This is a genomic window from Janthinobacterium sp. SUN211 (assembly GCF_030587315.1).
Taxonomy (GTDB): domain Bacteria; phylum Pseudomonadota; class Gammaproteobacteria; order Burkholderiales; family Burkholderiaceae_D; genus Janthinobacterium; species Janthinobacterium kumbetense.
Genome location: NZ_JAPWIC010000002.1, coordinates 321,252 through 338,094 on the forward strand (window position 1 = coordinate 321,252; position 16,843 = coordinate 338,094).

The window sequence follows — 16,843 nt, forward strand, 5'->3', positions numbered from 1 at the left end:
GTAGCGCATATGGCCTCGTTTCCAGCATACGGCCGGGCAAGGCAAGGCCGCAATGCTGCACAGCAGTAAATTGCCAGCTGTTGTATAAAAACGACTATCTGCGAGGAGAGGGGGGAGCCTGGCGGCGGCATGCGCCGCCAGACGCAGGGCGGTTACTGCCCCGGATTGGGCGCGCTGGCGTGGATGGCGTCGACGGCCGCCACCAGTTCCGGCGACAGGGTGACTTGATGGGCGTCGATATTTTGCTGCAACTGCTCCACGCTGGTGGCGCCGATGATGGTGGAGGCCACGAACCAGCGCGTGTAGCACCAGGCCAGCGCCAGTTGCGCCGGCGTCAAGCCGTGCGCGCGGGCCAGCGCCGCATACTGGCCGGCGGCCGCGATGGTGGCGGGGCGCACGTAGCGGGGGCTCCAGCCGGCCGGAAAGCGCGTCAGGCGGCCCTTGGCTTGCGGATCGTCGAGGTATTTCGCCGTCAGCTGGCCGAACGCCAGCGGGCTGTAGGCCAGCAAGCTGACATTTTCACGGTGGCAGGTTTCGTCGAGCAAACTCGTCTCGAAATGGCGCGCCGTCAGGTTGTACAGGTTCTGGATGGAGGCGATGCGCGGCAAGCCCTTCAGTTCCGCCTGCTTGATGTATTCGCACACGCCCCACGACGATTCGTTCGACACGCCGATGTGGCCGATCTTGCCTTCCTCGACCAGCTTGCCCAGCACGGCCAGCGTGTCTTCGATGGCGACGCAAGCGTGCTCCTTGCGCGGGTTGTACACGCTGGCGCCGAAGATGGGCAGGTTGCGGCTGGGCCAGTGCAATTGATACAGGTCAATGTGCTCCGTCTGCAGCCGGCGCAAGCTGTCTTCGACGGCGGCGCGGATATTGACCGCGTCGTGGTCCGTCTTTCCCTTGCGTATCCAGTGCATGCGCGAATTCGGCCCGGCCACCTTGCTGGCCAGCACGATGCTGCCGCGCTTGCCGCTTTTTTTCAGCCAGCTGCCGATGTGGCGCTCGGTGCTGCCCTGCGTCTGCGCGCTGGCCATCACCGGATACATCTCGGCCGTGTCGATGAAGTTGATGCCCCGTTCCAGCGCGTAATCGAGCTGGCTGTGCGCTTCGGCTTCCGTGTTCTGTTCGCCGAAGGTCATCGTGCCCAGGCAGATCCTGCTGACTTCCAGGCTGCTGGTACCCAGCTTGATCTTTTCCATGCGCCGTCCTTAGCGGGCCTGCTTGCCGTGCAGCGCGCGCGCGCAATCCTTGATCAGCGCGGGACCGGCGTAAATCAGGCCGCTGTACAGCTGCACCAGCTGTGCGCCCGCCTCGAACTTGGCCACGGCGTCGCTGCCCTGCATGATGCCGCCCACGCCGATGATGGGCAGCGCGTCGCCCAGTTCCGCCTTCAGCAGGCGGATGACATTGTTCGACAGCTCGAACACGGGCGCGCCCGACAGGCCGCCCGCTTCCGCGCCGTGCGGCATGCCTTCGACGGCGCTGCGCGACAGGGTCGTGTTGGTGGCGATGACGCCGTCGATCTGGTGGCGCGTGAGCGACTCGGCGATGCTCTTCACCTGTTCGCCATCCATGTCCGGCGCGATTTTCAGGGCCAGCGGCACGTAGCGCTTGTGCTTGTCCGCCAGGCGCGCCTGGGCATCTTTGAGCTGCGACAGCAGGGCGTCGAGTTCCGACGCGCCCTGCAGCTGGCGCAAATTCTTGGTGTTCGGCGACGAGATGTTCACCGTCACATAGCTGGCGTAAGGGTAGACTTTTTCCAGGCATAGCAGGTAGTCGTCGGCCGCGCGCTCGATGGGCGTGTCGGCATTCTTGCCGATGTTCAGGCCCAGTACGCCGGCGCGGTTCTGGTAGAACTTCGACGCCTGCACGTTGGCGACAAACGCGTCCACGCCGCCATTGTTAAAGCCCATGCGGTTGATGATGCCCTGCGCCTGCGGCAGGCGGAACATGCGCGGTTTCGGGTTGCCCGCCTGCGCGCGCGGCGTGACGGTGCCCACTTCGATGGAGCCAAAACCCAGGTCGGCCAGCGCGTCGATGTAGGCGCCGTCCTTGTCCAGGCCGGCGGCCAGGCCGACCGGGTTCGGGAAGGTGATGCCCATCACCGTGCGCGGGTCCGCCGCCGGTTTGCCGGCCAGTTTCGTCAGGCCCAGCGCGCTGGCGCGTTTCAGGGCGGGCAGGGTGAGATGGTGGGCCGCTTCGGCATCCATCGAAAACAGCAAGGGGCGGGCGAGGGAGTACAGGAATTTTTCAGACATGGGGCGCTTTGAGTAGGTATGCGGGCTGCCGGGAAGGGCTGGCGGCGCGCGAAATAAGTGGCGTATTTTACCGTGTTCCGCGCGGCTGCCGGGTGTATAGTTCTTGTTGGTCTAATGCAATATTGAATCCTTGCTAATTCGCATTCGACCGTGGACCTTCCTGTTTTTTCTTTGTTCTGTTGACTTCATAAGCGAGACATCGATTGAAAAAGACACGCATCCTGACCGCCATCGCAGCCGCCAGCGCACTGCTGCTGAGCCATCCGGCCCTGGCACTGCCCAATACGCAAGACACCCGCATGCTGAGCGAACCGGCCGTCTCCAGCCGCCACATCGCCTTCATCTATGCGGGCGACGTATGGCTATCGAACCTGGACGGTGGCGGCGCGCGGCGCCTGACCTCCGATCTGGGCGACAAATCGAACCCCGTGTTTTCGCCCGACGGCAGCCTGATCGCGTATAGCGCGAACATCGACGGCAATGTCGACGTGTATGTGATCGCGGCCGCCGGCGGCGTGCCGCGCCGCCTGACCTTCCACCCGGGTGTTGATCTGGCGCAATCGTTCACCCCCGATGGCCAGTCCGTGATGTTCACCTCGCCCCGCGCCGCCTTCAACAACCGCTTCCAGAAGCTGTTCACGGTGCCGGTGGCGGGCGGCGTGGAAACCCAGCTGGAAATCCCCAACGCGTCGCGCGCCACGTATTCTCCCGATGGCCAGCGCATCGCCTACAACCCGCTGGCGCCCGCCTTCAAGCAGTGGAAGCGCTACCGGGGCGGCACCAATTCCTGGCTGTGGCTGTTTTCGTCCAGCGACAAATCGATTGAAAAAATCCCCCAGCCGACGACGCGCTCGAACGACGTCGATCCGATGTGGATCAAGGATACCGTGTACTTCCGCTCGGACCGCAACGGCGAATTCAACCTGTTTGCCTACGACGTCAAGACGAAAGCCGTGCGCCAGTTGACGCAGCACAAGGATTTCCCCGTGCTGAACGCGTCGGCGGCGAACGGCACCATCGTCTACGAGCAGGCCGGTTATCTGCACTCGCTCGACATCGCCAGCGGCCAGGCGCACAAGCTGGTCATCGCCGTGGCCAGCGACCTGGGGCAGGCGCGCCCCCGCTGGGTCAAGAACGCGAAATACATCCGCGACGCGTCGATTTCGCCGTCGGGTGCGCGCATCGCCTTCGAATACCGGGGCGAAATCGTCACCATCCCCGCCGACAAGGGCGACGTGCGCAACCTGACGCAGACGGCCGGCGCCCACGAGCGCACGCCCATCTGGTCGCCCGATGGCCGCTCGGTCGCGTATTTCTCGGACGAGTCGGGAGAATATGAACTGCATGTGCGCTCGCAGGACGGCAAGGGCGCCGTGAAAAAGCTCAAGCTCAATGGCAGCGGTTTCTATGACAACGCCGTCTGGTCGCCTGACAGCAGGAAGATCGCATTTGCCGACAATGGCTGGAGCATGTACGTGATCGATGTCGGCACGGGCAAGGTGCAAAGAATCGCCACGGAGCCGATGTATGGCGTCGACAAGAGCATGCGCGCCTCGTGGGCGCCCGATTCGCGCTGGCTGGCCTATACGCTCAATTCGCCCACCTACACGCGCAGCGCCTACATCTATTCCGTCGAGCAGAACAAGTCGATGCCGGTGACCGACGGCTTGTCCGACGTGGCCCAGCCCGTGTTCGACAAGAGCGGCAAATACCTGTACTTCTTCGCCTCGACGAATGCTGGCCCCAGCAACAACTGGTTCTCGCAGCAGAACGAAGACAATCTGGTGACGCGCACCGTGTGGATGGCCGTGCTGCGGCGCGACTTGCCGTCGCCCCTGATCAAGGAAAGCGACGAGGAAAAGGCGGCCGGCGCGGAGAGTAAAAAAGACACGGCAAAGGGGGAAGCGGAAGCGAAGAGCGAGCCGAAGGTCGACCCGAAGACGGGGCGCGACGACCCGAAAGTGGTCGTGGCGCCGGTGGCGCCGATCCACATCGATTTCGACGGCATCGCCACGCGCATCGTCGACTTGCCGCTGCCGGCCGCGCAGTTCTCCAGCCTGACGGCTGGCGCTGCGGGGCAAATCTTCCTGCTGCGCGAAAGCGACGGCAAGAAGGCCGTGCAGCGCTTCGATCTGAAGGAGCGCAAGGCGGAAACCGTGGTGGCGGAAGCCGATGATTTCGAAGTCTCGGCCGATGGCAAGAAGCTGCTGTACCGCCAGAAGGACAATTGGGCCATGGGGTCGGCCACGGGCAAGCTGCTGGCGCCGGGCGAGGGCAAGATCAAGGTCGACGCCATCGAAGTGAAGGCCGATCCGCGCGCCGAATGGACGCAGATTTTCAACGAGGTGTGGCGCATCAACCGCGATTATTTCTATGACCCGGGCATGCATGGCATGGACTGGAAGGCCATGCGCGACAAGTACGCCGTGTTCCTGCCCGAGCTGTCCAGCCGCGCGGACCTGAACCGGTTGATACAGTGGATGTGCAGCGAACTGGCCGTCGGCCACCACCGGGGCGGCGGCGGCGACGATTTTATCGAGGCGAAGAAGGTGCCGGGGGGCTTGCTGGGCGCCGATTATGAAGTGCGCGACGGCCATTACCGCTTCAAGAAGGTGTATGGCGGCTTGAACTGGAATCCGGCCCTGCGCGCGCCGCTGACGGAGCCGGGCCTGAACGTCAAGGCGGGCGAATACCTGCTGGCCGTCGACAGCCGTCCTTTGCTGCCGCCGACGAATATCTACAGCGCCTTCGAAAATACGGCCGGCAAGGCCGTCGACCTGACCGTGGGACCGTCGGCTGATGGCAAGGGCGCGCGCACGATCACCGTGGTGCCCGTTCCGACCGAGGATGCCTTGCGCAACCGCGACTGGATCGAAGGCAATATGCGCAAGGTCAATGCGGCCACGGGCGGCAAGGTGGCGTATGTGTACGTGCCGAATACGGCGGGGCTGGGCCATACCTACTTCAAGCGCTACTTCTTCCCGCAGGCGGACAAGCAGGCCATCATTGTCGACGAGCGTTTCAACGGCGGCGGCAGCGTGGCCGATTACTACATCGAGATCCTGCAGAAGAAGGAAATCGCCTGGTGGACCATGCGCTATGGCGCCGACATGAAGACGCCGTCCGCCTCGATCCAGGGGCCGCGCGCCATGCTGATCGACGAGACGGCCGGTTCGGGCGGCGACCTGCTACCGTGGATGTTCCGCAAAAACAACATGGGTCCGCTGATCGGCAAGGCGACGTGGGGCGGCCTGGTGGGCGTACTGGGCTTCCCCGTGCTGATGGACGGCGGCTTCATCACGGCGCCGAACCTGGCGTTCTGGACGCGCGAGAATGGCTGGGGCGTGGAAAATGAAGGCGTACCGCCCGATATCGACGTCGAGCAAACGCCGGCCGACGTCATCGCCGGCCGCGATCCGCAGCTGGAAAAGGCGATCGAGGTGATCCAGGCCGAACTGGCGAAGAATCCGCCCGTGCAGCCCAAGCGTCCTGCGTTTCCGGACAAGAGCAGGTAAGCCGGTACGGCAGGCATGAAAAAAGGGGCGCGAGCCCCTTTTTTTACAGGATGACCCACTGCCCCTTGATGCGGGCTTCCAAGGGTTTGAAATTGATCTTGTACGCCATCTTCGGGCTTTGCTTTATCCAGTAGCCCAGGTAGATGTAGGGCAGGCCCAGTTCGCGGGCCTGGGCGATTTGCCACAGCACGTTGTAGGTGCCGTAGGAGGCGCCCGGCACGTCCGGATCGAAAAAGGTGTAGACGGACGACAGGCCGTCGGCCAGCACGTCGATGATGCTGACCATGCGCAGGATGCCTTCGGCATCGCGAAACTCCACCAGGCGCGTATTGACCCGGCTTTGCAGCAGGAATTGCGCGTACTGGTCGCGGCTGTCCTGGTCCATGCCGCCGCCCGCGTGGCGCGTGCTCTGGTAGCGCAGGTACAGCTCGTAGTGCTCGTCGAGGAAGGACAGGGTGGCCACGCCCGCCTGCAGGTCGGCGTGGCGGCTCCAGGCGCGGCGCTGGTTGCGGTTCGGGGTGAACTCGCCCGTCACGACGCGCACGGGAATGCAGGCCTGGCAGCCATCGCAATACGGGCGGTAAGTAAAAATGCCGCTGCGGCGGAAGCCGTTGCGCACCAGTTCCGAATACACGTCGCTGTTGATCAGGTGCGAGGGCGTGGCCACCTGCGAGCGGGCCTGGCGGTCGTCCAGGTAGCTGCACGGGTAGGGCGCCGTCGTGTAGAACTGCAGGGTGGCAAACGGTAGTTCGTTCAGGTGCGTCATGCTGATCCTGTCTGGTCTGTCCGCGGCAATGGAAGTCTGCGTGGAGATATCATAGCTTTTTTATGCCGGCGGTGCAGCCTGCCAATCCGTGATTTGCGCTGCTTCAATGGCGACGCGCACGTGGGCCAGGAAGCGCGCGCGCGAAATGGGCGCCGCGCCCAGCGACGCCAGGTGTCTTGTTTCTTGCTGGCAGTCAATCATGGCCACGCCGCGGTCCTTCAGGAAGCGCACGAGGTGCGCCAGCGCGATCTTCGAGCCATCCGTCACGCGCGCGAACATCGACTCGCCATAGAACATGCGCCCGATCGACACGCCATACGCGCCGCCCACCAGTTCCCCGTCCAGCCACAGTTCCGACGAGTGCGCGTAGCCCAGCTTGTGCAAGCCCGTGTAGCCGGCGATGATTTCGTCGGAAATCCACGTTCCCGGGCCATCCTTGCGCGGCGCGGCGCAGGCGCGCATGACGGCGTCGAAATCGCCGTCGAAGCGCAGCTGCCAGCGCCCGTCCGTGGCGGCGCTGCGTTCGACCTTGCGGATCGCCTTGGCCAGGCTGTCGGAGACCTTGAAATGCTCCGTCATCAGCACCATGCGCGGATCGGTGCTCCACCACAAAATAGGCTGGCCTTCGGAAAACCAGGGGAAGATGCCGCGCCGGTAGGCGTCGAGCAGGCGCGCGGGCGACAGGTCGGCACCGGCCGCCAGCAGGCCGGGCGCCTCGTCGGTCAGGGCGCGCGAGACGTCGGGGAACGGGGTGTGGATGTCGAGCCAGGGAATCATGCGGCGTCAAAGGTGGCAGGTGAGGGGAGCTTATTCTGCATCCGTGCGTGCCATCGGGCGCGTGATGTCGCCCGTATGCACGCCGTAGCTGCCGCCTTCGCGGATTTTCACGCGGTCGGCAAAGAACAGTTCCAGGGTGGCGCGGATGGTGGGGAAGGCCAGGTCATCCCAGGGAATCTGCGCTTCCGTAAACAGCTGCACGTCCAGGCTTTCGATGCCCGGTGCGAAATCGAGGTCGCGCAGGCGCGCCAGGTAGAACAGGTGCACCTGGTGCACGCGCTGCACGTTCAGCAGCGAGAACAGGGGCCCCAGTTCGATATTGGCGCCCGCTTCCTCCACCGTTTCGCGCTCGGCCGCATCCGACGTCGTTTCATCGTTTTCCATGAAGCCGGCCGGCAGGGTCCAGTAGCCCAGGCGCGGTTCGATGGCCCGCTTGCACAGCAAGACCTGCAACTGGCCATCCTCTTCCCAGACGGGAATCGAGCCGACCACCATTTTCGGGTTCTGGTAATGGATGGCGTCGCAGTTGGCGCACACATAGCGTGGACGGTTGTCGCCTTCCGGGATGGACAGGCTGACAGGATGGGCGCATTCGGAGCAGAATTTCATGGGCGGGCTTAGGAAAAGAATGATGTCTAGTGTAACGCTTACTGTACACCGCTTACTGTACACCGATTGCGTGCGGCGTGGCGTGACGGGCGGACACAATGCCAACCGGCAATTGGCCAAGCTGCTTGACGCACTTTGGAACGCATTTTTAATAAAATGGCTCTATTGCGGTCTAAGTTGAGATAGCTATTGCCTAAGTCACCTGTTTGCCCTTATAATTCTTGTGCGGGGTGGAGCAGTCTGGCAGCTCGTCGGGCTCATAACCCGAAGGTCACAGGTTCAAATCCTGTCCCCGCAACCAATACCGGAAAGCCGCTGATTCTTGCAAAAGATCGGCGGCTTTTTTCATTTCCGCCTGGCGCACCCCATCATCTGCCTATCGGCAATCTTCGCGAGGCGGGGCGCGCATGCAATTGTCAAATCTTGCCCTTTACGCCTCGCAACAATCTGGTATATAATTCTGCTGCGGGGTGGAGCAGTCTGGCAGCTCGTCGGGCTCATAACCCGAAGGTCACAGGTTCAAATCCTGTCCCCGCAACCAATTCGAAGCCGCTGATTCCTCGCAAGAGGGTCAGCGGTTTTTTCGTTGTGCGGCGGTGTTTACTCTGGCAGCTGGCGCGCATACACGACCAGCCGCAGGTGGCGGTCCGCATCGATGGTCAGCGAGGTGTGCTCATATGCGATGCCTTCGCCGCCGACGTCCAGGCAGCGCACGCCAGCACATGGCGCATGCACGTCGTGGCGGCGCCACCACAGCTTGAATTCGGGCGAGACTTTTTCCAGTTCGTCCACCAGCGCGTGAATGTCCGCTTCCTGCGTGGCGCGCGCATAGTCGCGGCGAAAGCTCGACAGCATCAGCGGCGCCTGCTCTTCCCAGCCGATGAAGCGCGAGCGCAGCAGCGGATCGGTAAACAAGAGCCACAGCAGATTGCGCCGCGCCGGCACATGCGCGCCGAAGCCGAACAGGGCGTCCGCGCCCGCATTGAACGCCAGCACGTCCCAGCGCAGGTTGAGCACATACGCGGGATGCGCCAGTTCGTGCATCAGGCGGCGCACCGGCGGCGGCACCACGCAAAACGTCTTGCCCTCTTCGGCCGGCGGACGCGCGTGCGCGAGCAGGAACAGGTGGCGGCGTTCGCCCGCGTCCAGTTTCAGCACTTCGGCCAGCTTGTCGAGAAAGGCGCTCGAGACGCCGATGTCGCGCCCCTGTTCCAGCCAGGTGTACCAGGTCAGTCCCACGCCGGCCAGCGCCGCCACTTCTTCACGGCGCAAGCCGGGCGTCCTGCGCCGCCCGCCGCCGGGCAAACCCACGTCTTCCGGCGACAGGCGTGCGCGGCGCGCCTGCAGGTAGGCGGCCAGTTCGTGGCGGGTGCGGGCCAAAGTGCGCATGGTGCTGCCTTTCAGGTAAGCCTGTTGCTATCAGTAATAGCATAAACAGTTAAATTGTAATTGTTTATATTGTATTCCAGAATGCCTGCTTTCTTCCCGAAGGCTTGCCCATGTCCGACTATTCTTCTCACGCCAGTACTGGCACTTCCGCCGCCGTGCTGCCCGCCACCGTCTATCTGATCGCCGTGGGCGCGTTCGCGCTGGGCATGGCGTCGTATGTGACGGCAGGCCTGATGCCGATGATCGCCGGCGCGTTTTCCGTTTCCCTGGCGATGGCGGCGCAGCTGGTGACGGCGTTTACGCTGGCCTATGGCCTCGGCTCGCCGCTGATGGTGGCTTTGCTGCCGGCGCGCGCGCAGCGCTCCGGCCTTTTGGTCGCCCTGGGCGTGTTCGTGCTGGCTAACGGGGCCAGCGCGCTGGCGCCCGGTTTCAGCGGTTTGCTGGCATGGCGCGCCATCGCCGGCATCGGTGCGGGCGTGTACCTGGCGCTGGGCATCGCGGCGGCGGCCGGCGTGTCGGCGCCGCAGCAGCGGGGCAAGGCCATCGGCGTGATCATGGGCGGCATGGCGGGCGGCACGGTGCTGGGCGTGCCCTTGAGTTTGCTGCTGGCGCAGCAGCTGGGCTGGGCCGCGGCCCTGTGGCTGGTGGCGCTTCTCGGTGCGCTGGCGCTGGCGGGCTTGCTGTGGAAGCTGCCCGCGCTGCCTGCCGCATCGTCCGCGCCGGCCATCTCGCTGCGCCGCAAGCTGGCCTTGCTGGCCGACGGGCAGGTGCTGGCCATCCTGCTCGTGTCGCTGCTGGCGGCTATCGCCAGCCTGGGCATGTACACCTTCATCGCGCCGCTGCTGGCGTGGTCGGCGCAGGGCTTGGCGATCTCCGCCACGCCTTTCCTGTGGGCGTGGGGCGTGGGAGGCATCGTTGGCAGCGTGCTGGTCGGGCCATGGGCGGACAAGGTGGCGGCGCCGAAACTGACCTGGCTCATCTTGCTGCTGCTGGCGCTGGCCTTGGGCGCGCTGCCGCTGGCGGCCGGCTGGTCGGCCTGGCTGATGCTCGCGCCTATCGTGCTGTGGGGCGCGGCCGGCTGGGCCCTGCAAGTGCCGCAAAACCAGCGACTGCTGGCCGTGCGCGCGCGCCAGGGCGACGGCAACCTGGCCATCGCCCTCAACGAATCAGCGCTGTACCTGGGCAGCGCCATCGGCGCCGCCACGGGCGGGGTGCTGCTCCTGCTGGACTGGCCCATGTGGCTGCTGGCGGCCGGCGCCGCCCTGGTCGCCGCCGCCGCCTTGCTGCTGCAGTTGCCGGCGGCGCGGCGCGGCTAGCCTTTCTTCGCCAGTTGCATGCCCACGGGCAGGGCGCGGATGCGCTTGCCCGTGGCGGCGAAGATGGCGTTGCACAGGGCGGGCGCGATGGGCGGCGTGGCCGGCTCGCCCACGCCGCCCAGCTCCATGTCCAGGGTGCCCGGCACCAGGTGCGTGTGGATCACGCGCGGCGCGTCGGCGGCGCGCAGCACGGCGTAGTCGTGGAAATTGCTTTGCTCGACCCGACCATTTTTAAAGCTGATTTCGCCGCTCATGGCCAGGGACAGGCCCATGATGCAGGCGCCCTCGATCTGCGAGCGCACGCGGTCCGGGTTGATCTGCGGGCCGCAATCCATGGCGATGTCGACCCTCGGCACGATGACTTCGCCGGCCGCATTGATCTCCACTTCGATCACGGCCGCCACATAGGTGACGAAACTGTAGGACACGGCCAGGCCCAGCCCCCGTCCCTTGGGCAGCTTGCGGCCCCAGCCCGCCTTGGCCGTCGCCAGCTCGATCACGTGGCGCATGCGGCCGATATCGACCGGATACTTCGCCGGATCTTCGCCATAGTTCCAGCCGTCGGACAGGTCGGCCGGGTTGATCTTGCGCGCGGGGCCCAGGAGCGCCAGCAGGTAGTCGCGGTGGTCCTTCTTCGCCGCATGCGCCAGTTCGGCCGTGAACGACTGGATGGCAAACGCGTGCGGGATGTTCGACACGGAACGGAACCAGCCGATGCGCGTGTGGGCCGGCACCTCGGGCACTTCGACGCGGATGTTCGCAATGGCGAACGGCACGTTGATGGCCGACATGCCCAGTTCGAACGGCGCCTGCTTGTTCGCGCCGGCGGCGAAGGTCGACGTGATGGTGGGGGCGGCCGTGCGGTGCAGCCAGGCCGTCGGCATGCCTTTCGCGTCGAGCGACGCTTCCAGCCGTTCGACCGATACCGTATGCAGGTAGTCGTGCTGCAGGTCGTCGTCGCGCGTCCACGTCAGTTTGACGGGCGCGCCATCCATGGCTTTCGACAGCAGCGCCGCCTCGACGGCGAAATCGGGTTTCGATTTGCGCCCGAAGCCGCCGCCGAGCAGGGTCACGTGGACGGTCACGTCGTCATACGCCAGGCCCAGGGCCTTGGCCACGTTGCTGCGCGTCGCCTGCGGCGCCTGCACGCAGGCCCACACTTCGGCCTTGCCGTTGGCGATGCGTACGGTGGCGGCGGGCGGCTCCATGGTGGCGTGGGCCAGGTGGGGCAGATAGTACTCGGCGCTGAATTTTCGCGCGGCGGGAGCGGCGGCCAAGGTCGCCACCGTCTTGCCCTGGTCGCGCGCCGGGCTGGCCGGCTGGCGCACGGCCGCTTCCAGCGTCTTGCGGAAGGCTTTCGAATCGTAGGCGCCGTTCGGACCGTCGTCCCATTCCAGCACCAGCGCTTCGCGGCCCTTGATGGCGGCCCAGGTGTTGCTGGCGATGACGGCCACGCCGCCCAGCGGATTGAACATGGCCGGCGGCGGGCTGCCCGCCAGTTCGACGATGCGCAGCACGCCCGGCACTTTCAGGGCCGCCGTCTTGTCCACGCTTTTCAGCTTGCCGCCGAAGACGGGCGGACGGGCGATGACGGCATACGCCATGCCATCGAGGCGCGTGTCGATGCCGAAGTGGGTGTTGCCCGTGACGATGTCGTGCAAGTCGATGCCGCGCGTGCTGGTTTGCCCGATGTAGCGCAGCTCGCCCGCCGTTTTCAGGCTGATGCGCGCGCGTGGCGGCACGGGCAACTTGGCCGCGTCTTCGGCCAGCGTGCCGAAGGACAGCGAGCGTCCGCTGGCCGCATGCACGACCGCATGATTGACGGCTTTCACTTCGGTCACGGGTACGTCCCAGCGCACGGCGGCGGCCGTTTCCAGCATCAGGCGCGCCGTGGCGCCCACGTGGCGCATGGCGCGGAACGAGTGGCGCATGCTGCGCGAACCGTCCGTATCCTGGCTGCCGTAGCGCGCTTCGTCGGCGGGCGCCTGCTGCACGCGCACCTGCGCCCAGTCGGCGCCCAGTTCGTCGGCCGCCACCATGGGCAGGCTGGTACGGATGCCCTGGCCCATTTCGGAGCGGTGCGCCACGATGGTGACGATGCCGTCGGCGCCGATCGACAGGAAGACCAGGGTGTCGTCGACCACCCCGCCAGCCATATTGTCGCCGCCGTATTTGACGGCATCGGCCGCCATCACGAGGCCGGAAGGGCCGGCCAACAGGGTCAAACCGGTCAGCGCGCCGGCGGCCTTGAGCCAGTTGCGCCGCGCAGGCGAATGTGCTGCGGCAGTGTCATGGATGCTCATTTGGCCGCTCCTTTTGCGTGGATGCTGCTTGCAGCCTGCTTGATGGCCGCGTGGATGCGCGTGTAGGTGCCGCAGCGGCAGATATTGCCGCTCATCGCTTCGCGGATTTGCTGGTCGTTCGGTCTCGGCGTCTTGTGCAGCAGGGCCGTGGCCGACATGATTTGCCCGGCCTGACAGTAACCGCATTGTGGCACGCCGTGTTCCTGCCAGGCTTGTTGCAGCGCAAGGCCGACCTTGTCTTCGCCCACCGCTTCGATGGTGGTGATCTTCTTGCCTGCGGCGGCCGACATGGGCGTCACGCAGGAGCGGATGGCTTCGCCATCGAGGTGCACGGTGCAGGCGCCGCACAGGGCCATGCCGCAGCCGAATTTGGTGCCGGTCATGCCCAGTTCGTCGCGCAGGGCCCACAGCAGGGGCGTGTCTTCAGGCAGTGCAAGGTCGTGCTGCTTGCCATTGATGGTCAGGGTCGTCATGTGTATTCCTCGGAGTGGGGATGGTGCGGGACAGCGCGACGGCCATCCGCCAGACGGATTAGCTCATCAGTAGGGGATGGTAGCACCGCTCGCCCTGCGCTGCAGGAGATGGCGCCGGTGGCATACTGCGGCTTCTGATATCGGAGTTTTCCATGACATACCCCACAACGGCGCCGGGCTTGCCCGACATCCTCGCTCCCGGCTTGCAGGTGGTTTTTTGCGGCCTCAATCCCGGCGTGGACGCGGCGGCCGCCGGCCACCATTTTCTCGGCCGCGGCAACCGCTTCTGGCCCGTGCTGCACCTGGCCGGCTTCACGCCGCACCTGGTGGCGCCGCAGGACGATGCCAGCGTGCTCGGTTTCGGGCTGGGCTTGACGGCGGCCGTCGGACGACCGACCAGCCGCGCGGATCAGGTGGGGAAGGACGAATTTGCGCAAGCGGCGGCGGGCCTGCGGCACAAGCTGGCATGGGCGCAGCCGCAGTGGATCGCCTTTCTGGGCAAGGCCGCCTACGCGGCGATGACGGGAAAACGCCAGCTGGCGTGGGGCGAGCAGCCAGAGCGCTTCGGCGGCGCGCGCGTGTGGATCTTGCCCAATCCGAGTGGCCTCAATCGCGGCTATTCGAAGGAGCGGCTGGTCGACGCGTATGCGGAACTCAAGCGCGCGCTGGGCTGATACTTGACTGGCGTTCAGCGCACTTGCGCATGGATGGAGGGGCTTAGCGGGCTTGCTCCAGCTGCGCGTACACGGCGTCGGCGATCTTGCCCAGTTCCCGTTTGGGCAGGCTCGCCGAGAGGGCATAACCGAGCTGGCCGTCGATCCAGTAAAACACGCTCAGATCCTTTTCCTGCGTATAGCGGAAAGCCGTTTCCTGCCTGCCCGCCCGTTCCTTGGCCACGTACAGGGTCAGGCGCTTGCCAGCGCCATCTTCGTACATGAATTGCGCTACGGGGCCGTCGCCGTCGCCGGGCAGCAAGCGCCCGCCGATCAGGTGATAGCCGAGTGGCGACAGCGCGGGCGGCTGCAGTTGCGTGCCCAGGCGTTTCGACAGCCATTGCACCAGGTGCGCTTCCTGTGCCGCGCCCACCTCGACGGGGTGGCGTACTTCGGGCGTGTAGACGGCATGCGCGATGGCGGCGCTGCGCGCCAGGGTCAGGGGGCTGGCGCTGGCGCTCGTGCCATCGCCGCCGCGCAGCAGCCAGCCGCCCGCGCCGCCGGCGATGAGCAGCACGATGGCCGCTGCCGCCTGCATGGCGGGGCGGCGCCAGGCGCCGTTTGCCGCCGCTGGCGATGCCGCCTGCCGCAGGGCCGGCGGCACGGTTTCGTCCAGCACGGGATCGAACAGGGCGCGCAATTGCCAGTTCTGTTCGCGCCACGCATCCACCCTGGCGGCGTCCTCGGGGTGCGCGCGCAGGTGGGCGTCGATGGCCGCGCGCTGCTCCTCGGGCAGGACGCCGTCGGCCAGGGCGTGCAATTGCGCTTCGCTGATGGCTTGCGTTGTCATTTCACGACTTTCAGGGTAGGGGCGCCATGGCTGCCGGCGGGGCGGCCGTCGAGCAGTTCGCGCAGCCGCTCGCGCCCGCGCGACAGCCGCGACATGACGGTGCCGACGGGGATGCCCAGCGTGGACGCCACCTGCTCGTACGGCATCTGTTCCAGCGCGACGAGCAGGATGACTTCGCGCTGCCCCAGCGGCAAACGGGCCAGCGCCGCATCCATTTCGCCGATGGCGATGGCCTGCCCTGGCGCGCGCTCCGGCGCGGGCAGCAGGGCGTCGTCGTCGAGTTCCTGCAGCGCCAGGCCGGGGCGGCGCAGTTGATCCACGTGCAGGTTATGCATGATGGAAAACAGCCAGGGCCGCATCTCGCCACCGCGCTGCCACTGGTCGAACTTGCGCCAGGCCCGCTCCACGGTATCCTGCACCAGGTCGTCCGCGTGCGCGGCGCCCGCCAGCGCGCGCGCATAGCGGCGCAGGCCGGGCAGGCAGGCTTGCAGCTGGCGGCTGTCCTCTTGCGTGGTCATCGTGGCGGCGGGATGGCGTGCTTAAGGCTTGGCGACGTGCCACACGTTCTTGAAATTGTCGCCGGCCGCGTCGCCCGGTTTCTTGTCTTCCTTGTACAGGTACAGGGGCTTGCCCTTGTAGGTCAGCTGCATGGCGCCGTTGTCTTCGCGCTTGATGCTGCCATACGGGGCGGCGGGCGCCGCTTCGGTGGCGATGACGGCGGGCCAGGCCACCAGGCAGCCGCCGCTGCAGGCGCTCTTGCCGCTGTCGGCGATATCCTTGTCGAACACATACACGGTCATGCCGCTGGCGTTGACCAGCATGCCGTTGGCGGGCATGACGTCGGCGGCAAAGGCCAGCGGGGCGGACAAGGCGGTGAAAAGGGCGGTGGCGGCAAAAGTGGTAAAGCGCATGGTGGTCTCCTTGAGGTTTTGGGGGCTTGCAAGGGATAGACGCGTGCCGCCCGCCGTTTATTCCCCGGCCGGCAAAATATTTTTTTCCGGCGCGTGCAGGCTGGCCCACAGGTGGGCGGCGGCCATGGTGCGGTGCGGCGCGTACTGGCGCAGCCACTGCTCCGTGCGCGCCATGTCCGGCTTGACCTCTTCGCCGAGCAGCTTTTGCAGGGCGGCGCGGATGGCCACGTCGCCATGTAGCGAGCAGTCGGCATAGCCGTAGCCGCGCAGCAGCGCATAGTTGACGGTCCACGGGCCGATGCCCTTCACGGCCAGCAGCGCCTGCGAAATGGCCGCCACGTCGCCGGAAGGGGGTAGCTCCAGCGACAGTTCTCCATCGTTGACGAGATGCGCCAGGCGCAGCACGGTTTCCGCCTTGGCACGCGAGAATTTGCGGCTCGTCAAATCCTCGACGGATAGCCGCGCCACGTCGCGTGCCTCCGGGTAGCACCATAAGCCGCTGCCATGCTGGCGTCCCGCCTGCACGATGAAGGTGCGGCGCAGGGAAATGGCGAACGGCAGGTTGATTTGCTGGCCGATGATGGCCCAGGTCAGCGCTTCGAAGGGGCTGGCCGATTGCACGATGCGCAAGCCCGGGTTGACGCGGATCAAGGGCGCCAGCAGCGGGTCGGCGGCGGCCAGGTGCGCGAACGGCTGCGGGTCGATGCGCAGGCCGAGGATGTTCAGCAGGGCGCCGTGCAGCGGCGTTTGCAGGTCGGCGACGGTGTCGTCATTGTCGTCGAGGTCTGCCTGGCAGATGGCGGCATCCTGCGTGAAGGCCACGTCCAGTACGACGGGTACGCCGGCAAGCAGGATGCCCTTGCGCAGGCCTGTCGGCGTGACTTGTTCCGCCACGGCTTGCGTATCCCGGCTGTGGAAGGCGATGACGTCGTCGCGGCGGTAGCCGGCGGGCAGGGGGAGGGTCCAGTGCAGCAGGGTCATGGCGGGCCAAAGTCAGGGAAGGTATCAGGGGGACGATGCTGG

15 protein-coding genes and 2 tRNA genes are annotated in these 16,843 nt (G+C 65.8%); 5 read left to right on the forward strand and 12 right to left on the reverse strand.

Annotated elements, in window-relative coordinates; genetic code table 11:
* Positions 1 to 152 precede the first annotated feature (152 nt).
* Positions 153 to 1,199, reverse strand: coding sequence for an aldo/keto reductase (locus tag O3301_RS07115; protein ID WP_305055990.1), 1,047 nt, complete (start codon positions 1,197 to 1,199; stop codon positions 153 to 155).
* Positions 1,200 to 1,208: 9 nt separating this feature from the next.
* Positions 1,209 to 2,258, reverse strand: a complete 1,050-nt coding sequence (locus tag O3301_RS07120; RefSeq protein WP_099666807.1) for a quinone-dependent dihydroorotate dehydrogenase — start codon at positions 2,256 to 2,258, stop codon at positions 1,209 to 1,211.
* Positions 2,259 to 2,461: 203 nt separating this feature from the next.
* Between O3301_RS07120 and O3301_RS07125 the strand changes: the two genes are divergently transcribed.
* Positions 2,462 to 5,773 carry a S41 family peptidase gene (locus O3301_RS07125; protein WP_305055991.1) on the forward strand — a complete coding sequence of 1,104 codons (3,312 nt, stop codon included), beginning with the start codon at positions 2,462 to 2,464 and terminating at the stop codon, positions 5,771 to 5,773.
* A 43-nt stretch (positions 5,774 to 5,816) separates the two neighbouring features.
* Here O3301_RS07125 and O3301_RS07130 read toward each other — a convergent pair whose 3' ends face one another.
* Genes O3301_RS07130 through O3301_RS07140 form a run of 3 tightly spaced genes read right to left on the reverse strand, consistent with a single transcriptional unit; the run spans position 5,817 to position 7,925 of the window.
* Positions 5,817 to 6,539 carry an arginyltransferase gene (locus O3301_RS07130; protein WP_099666809.1) on the reverse strand — a complete coding sequence of 241 codons (723 nt, stop codon included), beginning with the start codon at positions 6,537 to 6,539 and terminating at the stop codon, positions 5,817 to 5,819.
* A gap of 60 nt (positions 6,540 to 6,599) precedes the next feature.
* Positions 6,600 to 7,316, reverse strand: coding sequence for a leucyl/phenylalanyl-tRNA--protein transferase (gene aat / locus O3301_RS07135; protein WP_251350684.1), 717 nt, complete (start codon positions 7,314 to 7,316; stop codon positions 6,600 to 6,602).
* 30 nt (positions 7,317 to 7,346) lie between these two features.
* Positions 7,347 to 7,925 carry an NUDIX hydrolase gene (locus O3301_RS07140; protein WP_099666811.1) on the reverse strand — a complete coding sequence of 193 codons (579 nt, stop codon included), beginning with the start codon at positions 7,923 to 7,925 and terminating at the stop codon, positions 7,347 to 7,349.
* Between the two features lie 224 nt (positions 7,926 to 8,149).
* Here O3301_RS07140 and O3301_RS07145 point away from each other — a divergent pair.
* Positions 8,150 to 8,226: transfer RNA gene (locus tag O3301_RS07145), tRNA-Met, on the forward strand.
* A gap of 163 nt (positions 8,227 to 8,389) precedes the next feature.
* Positions 8,390 to 8,466, forward strand: a tRNA-Met gene (locus tag O3301_RS07150).
* Positions 8,467 to 8,525: 59 nt separating this feature from the next.
* On the opposite strand, the gene O3301_RS07155 is transcribed toward O3301_RS07150, so the two are convergent.
* Positions 8,526 to 9,314, reverse strand: coding sequence for a helix-turn-helix transcriptional regulator (locus O3301_RS07155; RefSeq protein ID WP_289903867.1), 789 nt, complete (start codon positions 9,312 to 9,314; stop codon positions 8,526 to 8,528).
* A gap of 110 nt (positions 9,315 to 9,424) precedes the next feature.
* On the opposite strand from O3301_RS07155, the gene O3301_RS07160 reads away from it, so the two are divergent.
* Positions 9,425 to 10,630 (forward strand): MFS transporter, encoded by a 1,206-nt coding sequence (locus tag O3301_RS07160; protein WP_305055992.1) that lies wholly within the window; start codon positions 9,425 to 9,427, stop codon positions 10,628 to 10,630.
* Here the strand turns inward: O3301_RS07160 and O3301_RS07165 are convergent.
* The gene (locus tag O3301_RS07165; protein WP_305055993.1) at positions 10,627 to 12,933 is read right to left on the reverse strand and encodes a xanthine dehydrogenase family protein molybdopterin-binding subunit; all 2,307 of its coding nucleotides are present in this window, start codon (positions 12,931 to 12,933) and stop codon (positions 10,627 to 10,629) included. The genes O3301_RS07160 and O3301_RS07165 overlap by 4 nt on opposite strands.
* Entirely contained in the window at positions 12,930 to 13,406 is a 477-nt protein-coding gene (locus O3301_RS07170) for a (2Fe-2S)-binding protein (protein ID WP_289903870.1), read from the reverse strand. Before O3301_RS07170 ends, O3301_RS07165 begins: the two co-directional genes overlap by 4 nt.
* A gap of 152 nt (positions 13,407 to 13,558) precedes the next feature.
* Here O3301_RS07170 and mug point away from each other — a divergent pair, with 152 nt between their 5' ends.
* Positions 13,559 to 14,080, forward strand: coding sequence for a G/U mismatch-specific DNA glycosylase (gene mug / locus O3301_RS07175; RefSeq protein ID WP_305052950.1), 522 nt, complete (start codon positions 13,559 to 13,561; stop codon positions 14,078 to 14,080).
* A 43-nt stretch (positions 14,081 to 14,123) separates the two neighbouring features.
* Here mug and O3301_RS07180 read toward each other — a convergent pair whose 3' ends face one another.
* The 4 genes from O3301_RS07180 to O3301_RS07195 are packed head-to-tail and all read right to left on the reverse strand — an operon-like array spanning position 14,124 to position 16,801.
* Positions 14,124 to 14,909, reverse strand: a complete 786-nt coding sequence (locus O3301_RS07180; protein ID WP_305055994.1) for an anti-sigma factor — start codon at positions 14,907 to 14,909, stop codon at positions 14,124 to 14,126.
* The gene (locus O3301_RS07185; protein WP_099666818.1) at positions 14,906 to 15,427 is read right to left on the reverse strand and encodes an RNA polymerase sigma factor; all 522 of its coding nucleotides are present in this window, start codon (positions 15,425 to 15,427) and stop codon (positions 14,906 to 14,908) included. The genes O3301_RS07180 and O3301_RS07185 overlap by 4 nt, the downstream gene beginning before the upstream one ends.
* A gap of 21 nt (positions 15,428 to 15,448) precedes the next feature.
* On the reverse strand, positions 15,449 to 15,820 hold the full coding sequence (locus O3301_RS07190) for a hypothetical protein (RefSeq protein ID WP_305055995.1): 372 nt from the start codon (positions 15,818 to 15,820) through the stop codon (positions 15,449 to 15,451).
* A 57-nt stretch (positions 15,821 to 15,877) separates the two neighbouring features.
* The gene (locus O3301_RS07195) at positions 15,878 to 16,801 is read right to left on the reverse strand and encodes a DNA-3-methyladenine glycosylase (protein ID WP_305055996.1); all 924 of its coding nucleotides are present in this window, start codon (positions 16,799 to 16,801) and stop codon (positions 15,878 to 15,880) included.
* Positions 16,802 to 16,843 lie beyond the last annotated feature (42 nt).

What these genes read in the sequence shown, in the direction of transcription:
- O3301_RS07195 (WP_305055996.1), bottom strand. Translation starts at nt 16,801, where the DNA reads ATGACCCTGCTGCACTGGACCCTCCCCCTGCCCGCCGGCTACCGCCGC.
- aat (WP_251350684.1), bottom strand. Translation starts at nt 7,316, where the DNA reads ATGATTCCCTGGCTCGACATCCACACCCCGTTCCCCGACGTCTCGCGC.
- O3301_RS07180 (WP_305055994.1), bottom strand. Translation starts at nt 14,909, where the DNA reads ATGACAACGCAAGCCATCAGCGAAGCGCAATTGCACGCCCTGGCCGAC.
- O3301_RS07130 (WP_099666809.1), bottom strand. Translation starts at nt 6,539, where the DNA reads ATGACGCACCTGAACGAACTACCGTTTGCCACCCTGCAGTTCTACACG.
- O3301_RS07120 (WP_099666807.1), bottom strand. Translation starts at nt 2,258, where the DNA reads ATGTCTGAAAAATTCCTGTACTCCCTCGCCCGCCCCTTGCTGTTTTCG.
- O3301_RS07170 (WP_289903870.1), bottom strand. Translation starts at nt 13,406, where the DNA reads ATGACGACCCTGACCATCAATGGCAAGCAGCACGACCTTGCACTGCCT.
- O3301_RS07160 (WP_305055992.1), top strand. Translation starts at nt 9,425, where the DNA reads ATGTCCGACTATTCTTCTCACGCCAGTACTGGCACTTCCGCCGCCGTG.
- O3301_RS07185 (WP_099666818.1), bottom strand. Translation starts at nt 15,427, where the DNA reads ATGACCACGCAAGAGGACAGCCGCCAGCTGCAAGCCTGCCTGCCCGGC.
- O3301_RS07115 (WP_305055990.1), bottom strand. Translation starts at nt 1,199, where the DNA reads ATGGAAAAGATCAAGCTGGGTACCAGCAGCCTGGAAGTCAGCAGGATC.
- O3301_RS07165 (WP_305055993.1), bottom strand. Translation starts at nt 12,933, where the DNA reads ATGAGCATCCATGACACTGCCGCAGCACATTCGCCTGCGCGGCGCAAC.
- O3301_RS07140 (WP_099666811.1), bottom strand. Translation starts at nt 7,925, where the DNA reads ATGAAATTCTGCTCCGAATGCGCCCATCCTGTCAGCCTGTCCATCCCG.
- O3301_RS07155 (WP_289903867.1), bottom strand. Translation starts at nt 9,314, where the DNA reads ATGCGCACTTTGGCCCGCACCCGCCACGAACTGGCCGCCTACCTGCAG.
- O3301_RS07190 (WP_305055995.1), bottom strand. Translation starts at nt 15,820, where the DNA reads ATGCGCTTTACCACTTTTGCCGCCACCGCCCTTTTCACCGCCTTGTCC.
- mug (WP_305052950.1), top strand. Translation starts at nt 13,559, where the DNA reads ATGACATACCCCACAACGGCGCCGGGCTTGCCCGACATCCTCGCTCCC.